The organism is Peribacillus sp. RS7 (assembly GCF_041956845.1).
GTDB lineage: Bacteria > Bacillota > Bacilli > Bacillales > DSM-1321 > Peribacillus.
On sequence record NZ_CP168135.1, the window covers coordinates 2681314 to 2698301 of the forward strand.

At 41.4% G+C, this 16988-nt stretch carries 18 protein-coding genes; 10 read left to right on the plus strand and 8 right to left on the minus strand.

Annotated elements, in window-relative coordinates; all coding sequences use genetic code 11:
• Nucleotides 1-134: 134 nt before the first annotated feature.
• Nucleotides 135-1142 carry a rod-share determining protein MreBH gene (gene mreBH, locus ACDZ29_RS13535; RefSeq protein WP_289323597.1) on the minus strand — a complete coding sequence of 336 codons (1008 nt, stop codon included), beginning with the start codon at nt 1140-1142 and terminating at the stop codon, nt 135-137.
• A 588-nt stretch (nt 1143-1730) separates the two neighbouring features.
• On the opposite strand from mreBH, the gene ACDZ29_RS13540 reads away from it, so the two are divergent.
• Entirely contained in the window at nt 1731-2828 is a 1098-nt protein-coding gene (locus ACDZ29_RS13540; RefSeq protein ID WP_375091025.1) for an AbrB family transcriptional regulator, read from the plus strand.
• Here the strand turns inward: ACDZ29_RS13540 and ACDZ29_RS13545 are convergent.
• Nucleotides 2773-3252, minus strand: coding sequence for a hypothetical protein (locus tag ACDZ29_RS13545; RefSeq protein ID WP_375091026.1), 480 nt, complete (start codon nt 3250-3252; stop codon nt 2773-2775). The two genes, ACDZ29_RS13540 and ACDZ29_RS13545, sit on opposite strands and share 56 nt — an antisense overlap.
• A 238-nt stretch (nt 3253-3490) precedes the next feature.
• Here ACDZ29_RS13545 and motA point away from each other — a divergent pair, with 238 nt between their 5' ends.
• The 5 genes from motA to map all read left to right on the plus strand — a co-directional run bounded on the left by motA (nt 3491) and on the right by map (nt 6924).
• The gene (gene motA / locus ACDZ29_RS13550) at nt 3491-4282 is read left to right on the plus strand and encodes a flagellar motor stator protein MotA (RefSeq protein ID WP_289318088.1); all 792 of its coding nucleotides are present in this window, start codon (nt 3491-3493) and stop codon (nt 4280-4282) included.
• The gene (gene motB / locus ACDZ29_RS13555; protein WP_289323604.1) at nt 4275-5030 is read left to right on the plus strand and encodes a flagellar motor protein MotB; all 756 of its coding nucleotides are present in this window, start codon (nt 4275-4277) and stop codon (nt 5028-5030) included. The genes motA and motB overlap by 8 nt, the downstream gene beginning before the upstream one ends.
• Nucleotides 5031-5075: 45 nt before the next feature.
• Nucleotides 5076-5351, plus strand: coding sequence for a late competence development ComFB family protein (locus ACDZ29_RS13560; protein WP_289333555.1), 276 nt, complete (start codon nt 5076-5078; stop codon nt 5349-5351).
• Between the two features lie 194 nt (nt 5352-5545).
• Nucleotides 5546-6061: a type 1 glutamine amidotransferase domain-containing protein gene (locus ACDZ29_RS13565; RefSeq protein ID WP_375091027.1), complete on the plus strand. Its 516-nt coding sequence runs from the start codon at nt 5546-5548 to the stop codon at nt 6059-6061.
• Nucleotides 6062-6177: 116 nt separating this feature from the next.
• Nucleotides 6178-6924 (plus strand): type I methionyl aminopeptidase, encoded by a 747-nt coding sequence (map, locus tag ACDZ29_RS13570; protein ID WP_370013793.1) that lies wholly within the window; start codon nt 6178-6180, stop codon nt 6922-6924.
• Between the two features lie 39 nt (nt 6925-6963).
• Here the strand turns inward: map and ACDZ29_RS13575 are convergent, their stop codons facing one another.
• From ACDZ29_RS13575 to ACDZ29_RS13590, 4 genes are all read right to left on the minus strand, one after another.
• Nucleotides 6964-7206, minus strand: a complete 243-nt coding sequence (locus ACDZ29_RS13575; RefSeq protein WP_289323608.1) for a DUF2164 domain-containing protein — start codon at nt 7204-7206, stop codon at nt 6964-6966.
• 11 nt (nt 7207-7217) lie between these two features.
• On the minus strand, nt 7218-7733 hold the full coding sequence (gene mobB, locus ACDZ29_RS13580; RefSeq protein ID WP_289318082.1) for a molybdopterin-guanine dinucleotide biosynthesis protein B: 516 nt from the start codon (nt 7731-7733) through the stop codon (nt 7218-7220).
• On the minus strand, nt 7721-8986 hold the full coding sequence (glp, locus tag ACDZ29_RS13585; protein WP_375091028.1) for a gephyrin-like molybdotransferase Glp: 1266 nt from the start codon (nt 8984-8986) through the stop codon (nt 7721-7723). Before glp ends, mobB begins: the two co-directional genes overlap by 13 nt.
• 102 nt (nt 8987-9088) lie before the next feature.
• On the minus strand, nt 9089-9313 hold the full coding sequence (locus tag ACDZ29_RS13590; RefSeq protein WP_289323610.1) for a DUF1128 domain-containing protein: 225 nt from the start codon (nt 9311-9313) through the stop codon (nt 9089-9091).
• Nucleotides 9314-9544: 231 nt separating this feature from the next.
• Between ACDZ29_RS13590 and ACDZ29_RS13595 the strand changes: the two genes are divergently transcribed.
• Both ACDZ29_RS13595 and ACDZ29_RS13600 read left to right on the plus strand, forming a co-directional pair.
• Complete coding sequence (locus tag ACDZ29_RS13595) at nt 9545-9943, plus strand: YtxH domain-containing protein (protein ID WP_375091029.1); 399 nt, start codon at nt 9545-9547, stop codon at nt 9941-9943.
• 16 nt (nt 9944-9959) lie between these two features.
• Nucleotides 9960-10799, plus strand: a complete 840-nt coding sequence (locus tag ACDZ29_RS13600) for a YihY/virulence factor BrkB family protein (RefSeq protein WP_289323612.1) — start codon at nt 9960-9962, stop codon at nt 10797-10799.
• 234 nt (nt 10800-11033) lie between these two features.
• Here the strand turns inward: ACDZ29_RS13600 and ACDZ29_RS13605 are convergent, their stop codons facing one another.
• Nucleotides 11034-12956 (minus strand): heavy metal translocating P-type ATPase, encoded by a 1923-nt coding sequence (locus ACDZ29_RS13605; protein WP_375091030.1) that lies wholly within the window; start codon nt 12954-12956, stop codon nt 11034-11036.
• A gap of 323 nt (nt 12957-13279) precedes the next feature.
• Entirely contained in the window at nt 13280-14446 is a 1167-nt protein-coding gene (locus ACDZ29_RS13610) for an MFS transporter (protein ID WP_375091031.1), read from the minus strand.
• A gap of 184 nt (nt 14447-14630) precedes the next feature.
• On the opposite strand from ACDZ29_RS13610, the gene cax reads away from it, so the two are divergent.
• Nucleotides 14631-15689, plus strand: a complete 1059-nt coding sequence (gene cax, locus ACDZ29_RS13615; protein ID WP_289327218.1) for a calcium/proton exchanger — start codon at nt 14631-14633, stop codon at nt 15687-15689.
• Nucleotides 15690-16154: 465 nt separating this feature from the next.
• Nucleotides 16155-16967, plus strand: coding sequence for a YfkD family protein (locus tag ACDZ29_RS13620; protein WP_370013797.1), 813 nt, complete (start codon nt 16155-16157; stop codon nt 16965-16967).
• Nucleotides 16968-16988 lie beyond the last annotated feature (21 nt).

Sequence of the window (16988 nt, forward strand, 5' to 3'; positions counted from 1 at the left end):
CTCTACTCAAACGAGGTAAAATATATCAGTGAAGTTATTTAACTTTAAAACGTGGAGATTGCTGCTTGCACCCTGGGAACATAAGGCTGGATAGATAAAAAAAAGAAACCCCAAGTTGGGATTCCTTCATCTTTTTAGTATACGGCTTTTTGTAATTTGTGAATGACCTCAAGTGAAAGCCCGGTTCCGATGGCGACTGATTCAAGCGGATTATCTGCAAGTTTGACTGGGACGACAATTTCATTCGTCAGCCATTCTTGTATCCCGTTGAGAAGTGCACCCCCGCCGGATAAGATGACACCTTGATCGACGATATCCCCGCTCAATTCAGGTGGACAGTCTTCCAAAGTGGCCCTTATTGCTTCCAATATATGAAGAAGCGATTCCTGGATGGCTTCCTGGACATCAGTGGATGATATTGTAATCGGCTTTGGAAGACCCGTTACAAGATCGCGGCCCCTGACTTCCATGGTGATCACGGGATGTTCAACTAGTGCGTAGCCGATTTCTTTTTTTATTTCCTCGGCTGTTCTTTCCCCGATCAGCACATTATGTTTTTTTCTAACATATTGGCTGATATCTTCATCCAATTGATCTCCGCCAATTCTTATTGAATTGCAAGAAACTACGCCGCCGTAAGATATGATCGCGACCTCAGTCGTGCCCCCGCCGATATCAACGATGACATTTGCAACCGGCTCTTCGACAGGCAGGCCTGCACCTATTGCTGCTGCTACTGGTTCCTCGATAAGGTGGACCTGTTTGGCTCCGCAGCTTTTGACTGCATCCTGAATGGCCCTTCTCTCAACTGATGTGGAACCTGATGGTGTACAGACCACCACACTAGGTTTTCGAATCGAAAAGCCTAGGGCCTTACTTGCTTTTTTCATGATTTCCCGAAGCATTTGCGCCGTTACTTCAAAATCCGCAATGACACCGTCCTTAAGCGGACGGATTGCCACGATATTTCCAGGTGTTTTCCCGATCATGTTTTTTGCATCCACACCAACTGCCAATACTTTATTAGTCTCTATATCAATGGCCACCACTGATGGCTCATTAAATACGATTCCTTTATTTTTACTGTAAACTAGCGTATTTGCAGTTCCTAAGTCAATGCCTATTTCTGTATTTGATAACATTTAGTCACCCCTCCATAAGAGTTTGACCCCTATATACTCATTCTACCTTTTGTAGCGAGTTTGTGGGGGTGGGAAATCTAGTAAATAGTGGAAGTGCATTGCTGTTTCTTTTAATGGAGCGAATATATCATGAAATATAAAAATGCACTGACGATGGCGAGCACGCCAAGAACGTGAAGTGTTGTGACCAATTCATCCTGACATCAATGGCTACTGGCACCAACATTCTGCCTATTGTAAACAGTAAGCTTGATGCCGCGAAATATTGTCCCAGCATAAGCTTGGATGCGAATCCTTGCTGAATGCCTGCTTTAAAAGCTCCGCCATTGAAACAGTGCAATGGCAATGAATAATCTTTAAACCCATTGTGACGATCCAAATAAAATGAAGGAAAGGCAGTAGGTAATCGAGGAGTCGATGAATACACTTCGTTCTTTATAGGCGGACGATCATTTTGTTACTGAAATGGTAAAGAGTATGACGAATACTCCTCGCTTCAACGAAAACAAGTATGTAAGGAAACTTTGAATCAGCTTATTTTATGTTAAGATATAGATGAAAATTCGCTTAGGTAAAGAAGGTAATTTTGTGAGTGCAAATTTAATCGAGAGTAAGAGTTTTAGAGTCATTTTTACATCTTTTTTGGCTTTCCTGGGTGGATATGCGTTTGATTGCCTTGGAATATACTTACCATGGATGCTGGGACCATTATTCGTGGTGATGATTGCGAAAGTGAAGTTAGGGAAGTACATGTTATGGTCTAAAACCTTTAGAAGCACAGGATTGGTCATTCTTGGTTTACAACTGGGCAGTTCATTCACTAAACAATCGTTAAATGAGATGATTGAATATTTGCCGGTTATGCTTTTTACGACAATCGCAATCATTTTATTTACAGTTTTGACTGGCTGGTTTGTCGGAAAACGGATGGACCTATCTCTGAGCACATCCATGCTTGGCAGTTTTCCGGGAGGCCTTTCCCAGATGGTGGTCTTAAGTGAGGAGATGAAGGATAGTGATGAAACCGTTGTAGGTTTCATGCAAACACTTCGTGTCATCCTGGTGATCTCCATTGTTCCTTGGCTTGTGACCCATGTAATGTCAGTTGAACCAGGTGCTGTGATGGCTATATCGGAGCGGCCGTTTTTCTTATTTGAATATGATGTGGTATTAGCCATCATGATGTTGGCAACCTTGTTAATATTCATCATAATCACAAAGAAAGCGAATTTCCCGCTGCCTTTTTTACTAGGACCTCTCATGGCCGCAGCCTTATTTAATCTAGTAGGCCCAGGTGCCCCGCAAATTCCTGACTTTTGGTTGAACTTGTCACAATTGTTGATTGGCGCCCATTTAGGTTACACACTGAAGGTTGATAACCCCCGACTCTTCAGAAAGATGTTCGGGGCAGTATTCGTAAGTAACATCCTGTTAATTGGATTTTGCTATTTTCTTTCCATTCAGTTTGCTCCTGTCCTATCCTTGCAGGCAAACGAATTATTTTTGAGCATGGCGCCAGGCGGCGTCGCCGAAATGGCAGTCACAGCCATGTCTGTGCATGTGGATTTATCCGTTGTCACAAGCTTTCATTTATTCAGGATCTTATTCATCTTATTTTTTTTATCGCCCATCATAAAATGGCTCGGTGGAAGAAGCCGATGGAAACAGGAACAAGGACAAAGCTGACAGGCTTTGTCCTTTTTTTGATAAATGTCCAAATTTCGAAACTTACGAGTAAAAGCGTGAAACTTACGAGTAAAAGCGTGAAACTCACGAGTAAAAGCGTGAAACTCACGAGTAAAGCACCGAAATTCACGAGTAAAGCACCGAAACTCACGAGTAAAAGCGTGAAACTCACGAGTAAAGCACCGAAATTCACGAGTAAAAGCGTGAAACTCACGAGTAAAGCACCGAAACTCACGAGTAAAAGCGTGAAACTCACGAGTAAAGCACCGAAACTCACGAGTAAAGCACCAAAACTCACGAGTAAAGCACCAAAACTCACGAGTAAAGCACCGAAACTCACGAGTAAAGCACCAAAACTTACGAGTAAAGCACCAAAACTCACGAGTAAAGCACCAAAACTCACGAGTAAAGCACCAAAACTCACGAGTAAAAGCACCAAAACTCACGAGTAAAAGCACCAAACCCCAAGTGAAATTACATTCCCGGCGGAAATTTTACCCGACCTGTTGATATATGCTTTTAATTCCGCCCTTGGCAAGGAGTGAGTGGATTTTGTGATGATTTAATGAAAATTAAAATGGAATAGAAAAATAATCCTCACTTTTTTTAAACTTCATCCGATATAAGGAGGAGACGAGAATTTAAATGATTGGGTGAGTATTATGGATATAACATCAGTTTTGGGCGTAGTTCTTGGTATTGTGGCCATCTTAGTCGGGATGGTGTTGAAAGGCGTTAGTGTAACAGCATTGATTAACCCGGCGGCTATTCTGATCATTATTGTAGGGACGATAGCTGCTGTCGTAACGGCTTTCCCTTTGTCGGAATTAAAACGACTACCTAAAATTTTCAAGATTTTATTCTTGGAACAAAAATTGACAAAGCCTGAAGAATTAATAAAAACATTTTCGGAATGGGCGGTCATTGCAAGGAAAGAAGGCTTACTGGCATTGGAAAGCATTTCGGACCAAGTGGATAATGCTTTTTTGAAAAATGGCTTGAATCTTGCAGTAGAAGGTCAGAGTGCCGATTATATTCGTGATATTTTAGCAGAGGAAATAGACGCGATGGAAGAGCGTCACCTAAGCGCGGCAGCGATTTTCAGTCAAGCCGGAACATACGCACCGACACTTGGCGTATTGGGTGCTGTAATCGGGCTGATAGCTGCATTGGGCAATATGGCTGACACGGAGGCATTGGGGCATGCCATATCTGCCGCCTTTGTCGCAACCTTGATGGGAATTTACACAGGGTATGTGTTATGGCATCCATTTGCCAATAAGCTCAAACGGAAATCGCAGCAGGAAGTCCGGATCAAAGAAATGATGATAGAAGGGATTTTATCGATCATCGAAGGGGAAGCGCCAAGAACGATTGAACAGAAATTAACATCATATTTGCCTGCTGGAGATCGTAAAAAGTGGTTAGAAGGCGATGTGAGAGAAGATGGCTAGGCGCAAAAGGAAACAAAGGCATGAAGAGCATATCGATGAATCATGGTTGGTTCCCTATGCCGATATCTTAACATTGCTTCTTGCGCTTTTTATCGTCTTATTCGCTTCAAGTTCGGTTGATGCAGTAAGGTTCCAGCAGTTGTCCAATGTATTTAACCAGGTATTTACGAGCGGAACGGGTTTTATGGATTTCCCAAGTGATTCCCCCAGCAATGAGCCGACATCACCAGAACAAAGATCAGGGGCAGATGATCTTAAGAAGTTAGGGGAAAACGAGCAAGAAGAACTTACGGAAGTTCAGGAGCGTGTAAATGCCTATATCCAAAAGAATGGTTTAACGGATAGATTGCAAACGAACCTTACGGATGAAGGCATGTTGATTTCAATTAGGGAGAACGTGTTGTTTGAATCGGGAGTGGCTGAGGTGAGAAGTGAAAACCAAAAAATCGCAAAGGAAATCTCAAATTTACTGGTCATGGACTTACCCAGAAACATTATCGTAAGCGGCCATACCGATAATATTCCAATTAAAAATTATCAGTATGAATCCAACTGGGATCTGAGTGTGATGCGATCCGTGAATTTCATGAAACTTCTTCTCGAAAATAAAGAGTTGGATCCCGAAATGTTCAGTGCTAAAGGGCATGGTGAATTCAAGCCGGTTGCTTCTAATGAAACGAAAAAAGGAAGAGCTGAAAACCGGAGAGTTGAAATCCTGATTGTCCCACGGACGGCAATAAATGAGTGAAAACCTGTCTGGAATGACGGGTTTTTCTTTTTTGAAGGAGAATTTATGGATAGAGAATATACAAATGTTATGGAAGAGATCGTTGTGACATGGGTGCAGGTTTTAATGTCCGGTATGGAATACCAAACATTTTGCTCTTGCAGCAAATGTAAAAATGACATCATCACATTATCACTGAATAACCTGCCTAATTACTATGTAACCACTGAAGAAGGGCGGAAAAGGATGTTTGAAAATTTGAATATAGAAGAAAATAGGAAATGGATCAACAAAAGAATCATCAATGCCATACACGTTGTTGGCCAGTATCCTAAACATTGATCAGCTTTTGGAAAAGATAAAAGGTCAGGGACCCCTTTTCTTTTGATATTGGGAGCAACCGCCGAAATGGATTTCGCTCATAAACGAAAGGTAATAGTTTTGGGAACATTGTGTTTTATTTATAGTGCAGTAGGGAACATAAATAAAGTACAAAGATAGGTTCATTCGATCAAAAATTGAGGAGATGAATTTTTATGGGTAAAAATATCGCATGTGTTGTAACGAATATGTTTGAGGACTCGGAGTACAGTGAACCGGCAAAAGCATTTGAAGAAGCTGGTCATACGGTAACGACGATTGAAATGGAAAAAGGGAAAACCGTAAAAGGAAAACAAGGGGAAGTAGGAGTCAAGGTTGATGAAAGCATCGATTCAGTGAAACCGGAGGATTTCGATGCTTTGTTCATCCCCGGAGGGTTCTCACCTGATCAACTACGTGCTGACGAACGCTTCGTATCTTTCGCCAAATCGTTCATGGATGATAAAAAACCTGTATTTGCGATCTGTCATGGACCGCAGTTGCTGATTACAGCCAAAACACTTGAAGGACGCCACGCAACAGGATATACATCCATTAAAGTCGATATGGAGTATGCAGGTGCCACATATTTGGACAAAGAGGTTGTAGTTTGCGGCGACCAGCTTGTAACCAGCAGGACACCAGAAGATCTTCCGGCATTTAACCGGGAATCGCTTAATCTATTGAAATAATAAAAAATCCCGGCAGCTGCCGGGATTTTTTATTTAATGAGATTTAAAGGATTCATATACTTCCATCTTTGCAGTAAAATAAAAGGAAAGACGAATTAAAAAAGGAAGTGTCACGATTGATCGTATTAAAATCTGCACGTGAAATTCAAGCGATGCATGAATCGGGTAAAATTTTGGCAGCTTGTCATAGGGAGATTGCAAAGTTGATTGTTCCTGGTGTGACAACATGGGAAATAGAAGAATTTGTCGAAGGATTCTTAAAAAAGCATGGAGCGAAGCCGGAACAAAAAGGTTACAAGGGATATGAGTATGCGACATGTGCCAGCATAAATGAAGAAATCTGTCACGGTTTCCCTCGAAAGACCCCTTTGAAAAATGGAGATATCGTAACGATTGACATGGTCGTCAATTATAACGGAGCCCTTGCCGACTCTGCTTGGACGTATACGGTAGGTAAGGTTTCAAAGGAAACGGAACATTTAGTGCATGTGACGAAGGAATCTTTATATAAGGCGATTGAAGTGTGTGTGGAAGGAAACCGGATTGGTGATATTGGTCATGCCATTCAAACATATGTCGAGGCTGAAGGCTTCTCGGTCGTTCGTGATTTCATCGGACACGGGATAGGAAATGTCATTCATGAAGAGCCGCAGGTTCCGCATTATGGGCTGCCGAATAAAGGTCCGCGTCTTAAGGAAGGCATGGTATTCACTATCGAGCCAATGGTCAACGTAGGTACATACAAAGCCAGCCGGGATGCGAATGGATGGACGGCTTCCACCGCAGATGGGAAATACTCGGCTCAATATGAGCATACGATTGCCATCACGAAGAACGGTCCGCTAATTCTGACCGAACAATGAACGAAAAAACAGCATCAATTATGATGCTGTTTTTTCATCTTAATCAATCGGTCGTTCCAATGAATACAAATCTTCTTCGATATTTCCTAATCTGTCCTCAATCACTTTTTTAGCATCTTTAATGCCTTCATTATAAATAAAGGGAGCAATGTTTTCGAAAATGAATTGCAAGTGATTTTCAGCAGCGATTTCACCGATTTCCTTGCCATGTTCCTGATACACATATTCTTGGATACGTTCGATCATCTTACGGCGTTTCTCTAAGGGAAATTGAATGAACATTGTGCCCTCCTTCATATTTGTTTTAAGAACCATGGAATGAAATCATCCGAATTCAAAGGGAAGACGGGTACTGAAGCATGATTCCTGGTGCGTTCCAGACATTCGGGCCAAGCCACCGCTGCTTTGACATTAGTAAGCCGTTCCAATAACAGGAGGTCGCTTTCTTCTTTGATTAAAATGACCTTAGGATAGTCCTCTTGCTTATAACCTTCAATTAAAATCACATCGGGGAGGAATAGACCCAATAATTGAATCAGCTCAGTGATAGGGGCTCCCCCCTTGAAATTGCCAAGCAATTCTATTGTCCCGTCTCCTTCAACAAGTGAAGCGGCTGCTCCAGCCTGAAAGTGTTTATTGGAATCCTTCATGCCTGTGACATCTGGTTTTCCGCCATGTCCATGGTGTTTTAAAACGGCTGTCTCTAATTTTGCTGCGCGAAGCTTTTCGATAATATTCGTTATGAAAGTCGTTTTTCCTCTATTTTGGTAGCCAACCACCTGAAAAATAAAAGGCTTCACCAAGGCCATTTGCATCCTTCTTGATCATCGAGAAGCAGGATGTCCACAAAATCTCCCGTTTGAAAACCACGGGTTCCCCCAGGTAAGACGGTCAGTGAATTGGCACCTGCCAAGCTTGTCGTAATATTGGATTTATCAACTCCGCTGGGAATTACTTTCAACTGGCCGGATTCGTAAAATAATCGGGTTCGAAGCAGACGTGAGAATGGATTGGGCTTTAAGAAATCTTCTGCCAATTGAGCCGTCTCTTTTCGTAAATGCGGATATTCCGAAAACAGCATGGTGCGGATGATCGGTCTTGCAAATAGTTCAAAGCCGACATAACTGGCGGATGGATTGCCGGATAAACCGAATAAAAATTTGTTATTAAATACGGCTACCGTCGTCACGCTGCCCGGGCGCATGGCCACTTTGTTGAATAAGACATCAGCTCCAATTTGTTGATAAATATCTGGGAGAAGATCAAAATCACCGACGGAAACGCCTCCCGTTGTGATTAGCAGATCGACTTCCTCCAAGGCCGTAGAAATGGCCTCGTAGCTTAATTCGAGTTCATCTTTAAGTTTTCCATAAAAACGGACTTCTCCTCCAGCCCTCCGAATTTGGGCGGAGATGGCATGAGAATTACTGTTGCGAATCTTACCAGGCTGCAAGGGTTCATTAACATCAAGTAGTTCCGAACCTGTAGCGAATAATCCGACGACAGGCTTCTTGGCAACAGGGACTTCAGCATAACCGAATGTTGCCAATAAGCCGATGATCCCTGGGTTGATCGCTGTTCCTTTTTTTACAAGAACTTCTCCTTTCTTTGCGTCCTCACCTTGAAAAGAAACGTTTTCCCCTTCCTTTAGTGAGCGTTTAAATGATATGTACTTCTTTCCGTCCTTTTCGAATTCCTTCGTGAGCTCGAGCATGATTACGGCATCACACTCAGCAGGCATCTGAGCTCCAGTCATGATTCTTGCCACTTGGTTTTTTTGTACGGGAATAGTCGATACCATACCAGCAGCCAATTCTTCAACCACTTCGAACTCGAGAGGGTTATTTATGGAACCGTCAACGGTATCCTTGGACCTGAGGGCGAATCCATCATATGGCGAGCGGTTAAAATGCGGAACATCATTTGTAGCTGTAATATCTTGAGCCAAAAAACGGTCTTGGCTTTCCTCGAGGCGAATCAGTTCCATATGTCCGTTTAATTTATGCTTCATCACTTTTTCCACTGCTTCTGCAATACTGATGGGCGTTCTTCTTTCTACCATGCTTACAACCCCTGTCTGTTTTTAACTATAATCTCTATAACAAATGTAGCAGGATTTTTAAAAAAATGAAAAAAATCCTCACCGTATGGGAGGATCTAAATGTTACTTATTACGCAGTCTTCCAAGTTCTTCGGCGATTGCTTCCATTTCACGGACACTGAAATTCGTTTTTTTCATCACCATTATATAGATATCGTGCAGTTCTTCGTACATTTCGATATCAAAATGGGTTGATTTGATTGCACCGAAGTTCATCACTTTTAATTTATCCTTAATTGCTTCGACCATAAACTCTACACTTTCGGCTGTGTTTTGTGTTAAATCCATATTCCTCATCCTTTCTTACGTTCCTAAATTATTTTCATCTTTGCATGATTACCCCTAGAAGTCAATGGATATTCGGGTGGAAAACGAAGCTTGATCCCCAATTCACTATGTCATCTCCACGTTTTAAAGTGAGAGAGTTTGGGAAAAGATAGGAAAAAACTTTTTTAAACATTGTATAATGGAGATAGCTACCATTATCCATGAACCAATATATGACGAGGAGGAGAATATATGAGCAACATTCGAGAAGAATATAAGTGTGCCAAGAAAAGTAAATTTATGCAAGCGGTCTTTATTGGGGCGTTAGCAGGGGCTGCAGTAAGCCTTTTTGATAAGAATACACGTTATTCTGTATTGGAAAACAGCAAAAGTTGCATGAGTAATATGAAAGAATTCGTGAAGAATCCCAATGGGGTGCTTACACAAGTACGTGAAACATCATCTAAGATACGTTCCACTGTTGAAAAAATCTCCGATGATGTATCCTTCATTTCCCAAAAGGTGGAGGAAATGAAAGATATTCCTTCGCAAGTTGCCCAAGTGGTGATGGAGACGAAGGAAGTCTTTGCTGCAGAGCAGGAAGAGTCATCTTCAATTCAGGATCCACAAGAACGGGTCTCCTTAAATTAGAAAATGAGGTGGAGGTATGGCCAATAAAAAAGAATGGCTGAAAGGCTCATTCTTCAAGACTTTCATAAAACGGTTACATATGGATGATGTGTCGGGACTTGCCGCACAGCTGTCTTATTTCTTCTTACTTTCCCTGTTTCCGTTACTTATTTTTTTGTTCACTTTATTGGCCTATCTGCCATTTTCCCAGGAAGATATTTTAAATACCATCCGTACATATGCACCTGAAGATTCGATGAATATCATTGAGGCTAACCTATCGGAAGTGATGGAAGCGAATGGTACTTTATTGTCGTTTGGTGTCATCGGGACGATATGGTCGGCATCAAATGGGATGAATGCAATCATTAAAGCATTTAACCATGCATATGGTGTAAAAGAAAGTCGAACTTTCTTTATTTCCCGGGGAATGTCGATTCTTCTCACTTTAGCGATGATATTTGTTTTTATTGTCGTTTTATTGCTTCCGATATTCGGAAAACAAATCGGAGTATTCCTATTTGCCGAGATTGGGCAATCCGATGAGTTTCTAACGATTTGGAACCAACTGCGCTGGGTGATCAGTACGCTGGTATTTTTGATTGTGTTCACGATCCTTTATTGGATTGCGCCCAACAAAAGACTGAAATGCATAACAGTATTGCCCGGTTCTATCTTTGCAACGGTAGGATGGAGTATCGTTTCCTTTTTGTTTTCTTTTTATGTGGAGAACTTCGCTAATTATTCCGCGACTTATGGAAGCCTTGGAGGAATAATCGTATTAATGGTTTGGTTTTATTTATCGGGGCTAATCATCATACTGGGCGGAGAAATAAATGCCCTAATAAGTGTAAAGGAAAATCCAGAATGTGAATGAGCTTCCTGGAGTTACCTTAGTAGCGGACTTTACTTCTGCAGATACTATTCAAGAAATGACAACTTTTGTAGAGGAGGAGTTCTTTCATGAGTAAAAAGGATGGCAGCACAAAGCAAAAAGGAAAAAATAAAGGTTCGAACCATAAAACATCAGGTTCTGCAAACGGTAAGAACGGATATCACTAACTGAAACGAACATAAAAAAAGGGAGCCTTTAGGGGCTCCTTATTCATGTTTAGTTTCTCAAAAGTCTTAAGCTATTCAGTATAACGAGAATTGTGCTTCCTTCATGGCCAATGACGCCATATGGAAGGTCGAGAAATTGAAGGAAATTAGATGCTATCAGGATCATGATGACCGAAATCGAGAAAATGACGTTTTGTTTGATGATTCGATTCATTTTCTTGGATAATTTGACGGCTTCGGCGATACGTGGCAGGTCATTCTTCATCAGAACAACATCCGCTGTCTCCAAGGCAACATCCGTGCCTTCACCCATTGCGATCCCAACAGAAGCTGTTGCTAGTGCAGGTGCATCATTTATGCCATCCCCAACCATTGCTACAGTGCCAAAATGTTCTTTCAGCTTTTTCACTTCATTCACTTTGGTTTCAGGGAGGCATTCGGCAATATATGCATCAATGTGACTCTCCGACGCAATTGCTTTAGCGGTTTTTTCACCATCGCCTGTCAGCATGACAGTATGGATACCCTCATTTTTCAAAGCTTCGATGGCAGCAATCGTTTCTTCGCGTACGACATCTTTCAAAGTGAGTATACCGGCAATCCCTTGATCATCTTTTGCAAAAACAATTGTCTTACCTTGTTCAGCCAATGTCAGCGCAATGCCATTTTGGAATCGTTCAGCTTCACTGCGACCGACGAAATCAGCTTTTCCAACTTGCCAAAGCACGCCATTGAAATAAGCTTGAACCCCATTACCTGAAATATCTTCCATGTTATCCGGTTTAATGATGTCCTTCTTTTGCAATTTCGTTTTAGCATAACGTACGATCGATGTTGCCAAAGGGTGGTTTGAATAATTTTCAACAGATGCAATATGAAATAAGAAATCTTCTTCGTTTAAATCTTCGCGGATAATGACATCCGTGACCTCTGGTTTTCCTTTTGTTAATGTTCCGGTTTTATCTAAGGCAATCGCCTGCAGGTTTCCTAGATTCTCAAGATGTATGCCACCTTTAAATAAAATGCCATGACGTGCACCATTTGATATGGCAGAAAGTGTAGCTGGCATAATGGAGGCTACAAGGGCACAAGGAGAAGCGACAACGAGCAGGATCATTGCTCTGTAGAACGTTTCGGTCCAACTCCAGCCCAATAAGAAATGGGGCACGAACATCATTAAGCCGACAACTGACAATACCACTTTTACATAAGTCCCCTCAAACTGTTCAATGAACAGCTGGGAGGGTGACTTTTCGCTTTGTGCAGATTGAACGAGAGTGATTATCTTTTGAAATAATGTTTCATTTGCTGGTTTGGTAATTTCCACGGTAATCGTTCCACGGAGATTAACCGTTCCCGCAAATACTTCATCATCCAAGGATTTACTGACTGGCATGGATTCGCCAGTGATTGCCGCTTCATCGATATTGGTACGGCCATCCGTGATTTTTCCATCTGAAGGAACTCGCTCACCTGGTTTCACTAATATGAGATCCCCGATACGCAGCTGGGAAACGGATACGGTTTCTTCATATCCGTTAGTGATGCGCAACGCTTCTTCAGGCTGTAAGTCCATAAGTGCCGAAATTTCTTTATGGCTTTTATTCATCGTGTATGTCTCAAGCGCACCGCTTAAAGCAAAGATGAAAATCAATATGGCGCCTTCAGTCCAGTATCCGATGATCGCTGAACCGATGGCGGCAAAAATCATCAGCATCTCAACATTCAATTCCCGGTCGGCGATTGTATCTTCTATGCCTTCTTTTGCCTTGGCATATCCGCCAATCAGGAAAGAGGCTAAGTATATGACTATGGAAGTGGACTCCATTCCGTTCTTTGAAAAAGCCCAGCCCAAAACTATTAATAATCCGCTGAATAAGGCAGCAATAAGTTCTAAATGAGGTTTTGCTTTTTCCAACCAAGAGGTTTTGCATGTAGCCGGTTGGGTTAAATGTTTAGTATCTGTAGTCATAAGATTCCCTCCCACATTCTTCTCTATTTTTGTGTAAATGATATAGATTATCATTTGTTTAATACCTAATTGAGAAAGATAATCAACGTCATTTCTCTGGATAAAATATGAAAGCTGCCATCGTAATTGCGATGACAGCAATGTTTTCAAAGGTTTATTAACGTGATGTCCCTTTTGTTAATATTATATTACCACATATCCTATTCAGAAATAAAGAAGAATGATTCTAATCTAGCAAAAAATATAAAGTGCATTTACAGGCACTATTGCTAAATACCATGCAAATTGAATAATAAATGGAGTTGTCCAGATAATAAAATATACTACATAACTGAAGCAGGCATTTTCTCCTTAAACAAGGCCAATGAAATGAAGACAAGCAAAAGCATGATACTGATCATATAGAAAAAATTCCCACCCTGAACGTGTTCAATGACCAGGCCGCCAAAGAATGGACCGCCGATGCTGCCGAGACTAAAGAAAATGCTGCATAATAAATTTCCTGCGGGTAAAAGGTTTCGAGGCAAAAGATCTGCCATATAACTGATACCCAGCGAGAAAGTCGAACCGACCATCATTCCGCCAATCATAAAGCAGATGAATAGGCCAAGAACTGAATAGGAATAAATCCCTGCCAGAGTGAATGCGGCAAAGCCTGAAAAAAGAATCGTCAACAAGGTCTTTCGCCGGCCAAAGCGGTCACTGATCATCCCCAGGGGAATCTGTGTAAGCAGGGTCCCGGCGGAAAATGCCGGAATGATGATGGATACTGCGGTTAAATCGATTCCGGAGCGCAAGGCGAATACTGGAAAGTTGCTATTCAATGATGCTTCGAGCACGCCAAAGGTGAACGGAAGTAAAAAAGCGACCCAAGCTATGCGGCTCACCTTTGAAAACCTTTTGAGTGTTCCAAGGAATGATGTGTTTTCAGAGTCATCCTGTTCAGGAAGCTCATTTCTAATAAGGAAAACAGTTAACCAAGTAAGAAGGCTAAGTATGGATGTCATGATGAAAGGCAAAGACTGATTAATCTCGAGAAGCTTCGTCATTAGCGGGCCGACCATGAAGCCAAGACTGAAGAAAAGTCCATAAATGGCAAGATTCCTTCCTCGTTTTGCTATTGGTGAAATAGCAGTGATCCATGTCTGGGTAGCAAAGTGGAGTGTATGATCGCCGATTCCAATGAAGAAACGGAGTACGAACCAAAACCAGAATGATTTCCAAACCGGGAATAAGGCAAGCGATAGAATGACGGTTATCCCGCCAAATAATATCAATGGCTTATACCCGTATTTACGGAGTGGCGCTTCCATAAAAGGAGAAATCAACAGAATCCCAATATAAAGGGAGGCTGAATGGAACCCGTTTAAGGATGAACTGATTCCGTCATTTTCAAAAATGATGGCGATGATCGGCAGAAGCATCCCTTGAGAAAACCCTGATATGCCGACAATAATGATTAGAACACTTAAAAGCAGTTTATTATTCATAAGGTCATGTCTCCTAAGAAATGTATACCTTTTTGATGTTACATCTTAGTAAGAGGATTAAGCAATAGAAATTTGGGTAATTGACAAGAAGCGAAGGGATGATAAAATTTTCCTTTGTCATCGCCCGGAAATTATGTATGATAGTTTTTGTTACATAAAGAACTATAGGATTGTGAGGAGAAGTATCGTGAATAAAATATTTTTGGGGCTTGTCCTGTTAGGTGTCCCCTTATCTGTCATTGGGTCTTTATTGCATTGGCCGAGCGTAATCATGTTCATAGTATATTGCTTAACAATCGTCGCGCTTGCAGGCTTCATGGGCCGGGCGACTGAAAGCTTAGCGATAGTTATGGGACCAAGGATTGGCGGACTATTGAATGCAACCTTTGGTAATGCAGTAGAATTGATCATATCCATCTTTTCATTAAAAGCGGGACTAGTGGGTGTCGTATTGGCGTCTTTGACTGGTTCCGTTTTAGGAAACTTATTGTTGGTGGCAGGACTATCATTCTTTATCGGAGGGACCAAATATAAACGGCAGAAATTTAGTGTATTCGATGCGAGGCATAATGCCGGCCTGTTAATTTTTGCTGTTATTGTAGCCTTCGTCATACCGGAAGTATTCACACAAAACATGAGTGAATCAAGCACGATGTCGTTAAGTGTCGGAATTTCCATCATTTTGATCTTATTATACCTTGCTGCATTATTCTTTAAATTGGTTACTCACCGAGGGGTATATCAGCATACGGAGCAAACCGAGGAACATGAAGAGGAAGAACCGGAGTGGAGCAAGAAAAAGGCAATTATAATACTTGCTGCCGCTACATTGGCTGTTGCGTTCGTATCGGAGAAACTTGTCCATACGTTCAGCGAAGTGGGGGAAACCTTCGGATGGACGGAGTTATTCATCGGAGTCATTATCGTTGCGATCGTGGGTAACGCGGCAGAACATGCTTCCGCCGTCATAATGGCCTATAAAAATAAAATGGATGTCGCTGTGGAGATTGCCGTTGGTTCCACACTTCAAGTTGCGATGTTCGTAGCACCTGTACTCGTACTGATTTCGTTAATGTATCCAACACATATGCCGCTTGTTTTTACATGGCCAGAACTGATATCAATGGTTACAGCAGTCTTCCTGATGATCATGATTTCGAATGACGGGGAAACGAACTGGTTTGAAGGCCTTACCCTATTGGCAGCATACTTCATTATGGGGATTGGATTTTACTTATTATAAGAATGCTGGCCTTCCGATGCGGAAGGTCTCTTTTTTATAAAAAAAAATAAAAATGACTCTGCTCAGGTTAGATTTAGCAGAGTCATTTCTATATTAGTAAATTACCATCCATAAGTTAATCCAAAATTTTTCATCATGCTTTTGTAAAAGTTGAGAAAATATTCTAGAGTGTCACACCATCCTTTTACATCAGATTTAAGTATAGGCGAATTCGTTTTCTGTCATCCTTTAAAAGGGTGTCGTGGATTGTTCGATAAGCATACCTCCTGAAAGAGTTATAGGTATGAACGATTTCGCCTCCTTTTTATAATGTAAATTAAGTATAACCGATTTGAATAGAAAAGTAAATATTCTGAACTTTACAAATATATTACAAAATCGACATCAGATTGAAATGTATAGAATGTCGGCTAAAAACAAAATCTATAAACAAATGATTGAACCCCTCAAAAGGAGTGCGACAGCATGAGAAGAATTATTCTTATTACGATGTTTGCCCTATTTGCCTTCATTCAGGCTAATGTAGGTTTTGCAGCAGATATACCAGGAGATATAGCAACTCCGAATAAGGTGAAAATCCCACCTTCCGTATTGAATATTGCAAAGGAGAATACGTATCCGAACTCGACTCAAGATCTGCCAATGCTACAGCCGAGTAAGTTTGCCGAACAATTGATTGATTCGTCGGATATAAAGATTGAAAATCCAGAACTCATTCATATGTTGAATGAATCAGCAATTGCAAAGGCTCCGCTTGCTTTTGGATACAGGGCGACCATTTACCTTGGCCATTGGGCATTGAATTATGAGTCTTCGGAAACTGCCCCAAACTGGGAATACCAAAAGATCAATATGAATTACTATGATAATCGCGGCGGTGAAGTTCCATACAGGATCCGTTACGTCCAGGAAAGTCAGAAGGCAGTAAGTGGCGGTCTGACCGCCAAAATCCCTAAGGCTGAGGATGTTCAAAAGATGATGCTTTTAAAAGCCACGGAAAAAACCAATTTGCCATTGGCTTTCGAAACGATCATCGGAGCTGGTACGAAAAAAGATCAAGTATACAATGTTGCTTCAAATAGGATTGGTTATTTATCCAGTTATGCTTCCGCCGTCAATGAAAAAGGAAAGGTCACATATGGGGAAGTATATTTGAATCTAAAAGGAAATAAAAGAACCATAACGATCAAGAACATCACTTCACAAGGAATCGGGGCATGGATACCGGTTCAGGACCATGTTTCCTTCAGCTTTACAGTCTCGCAGCAACCCAGGTAAAATGAAAAAACTCGCCGGATT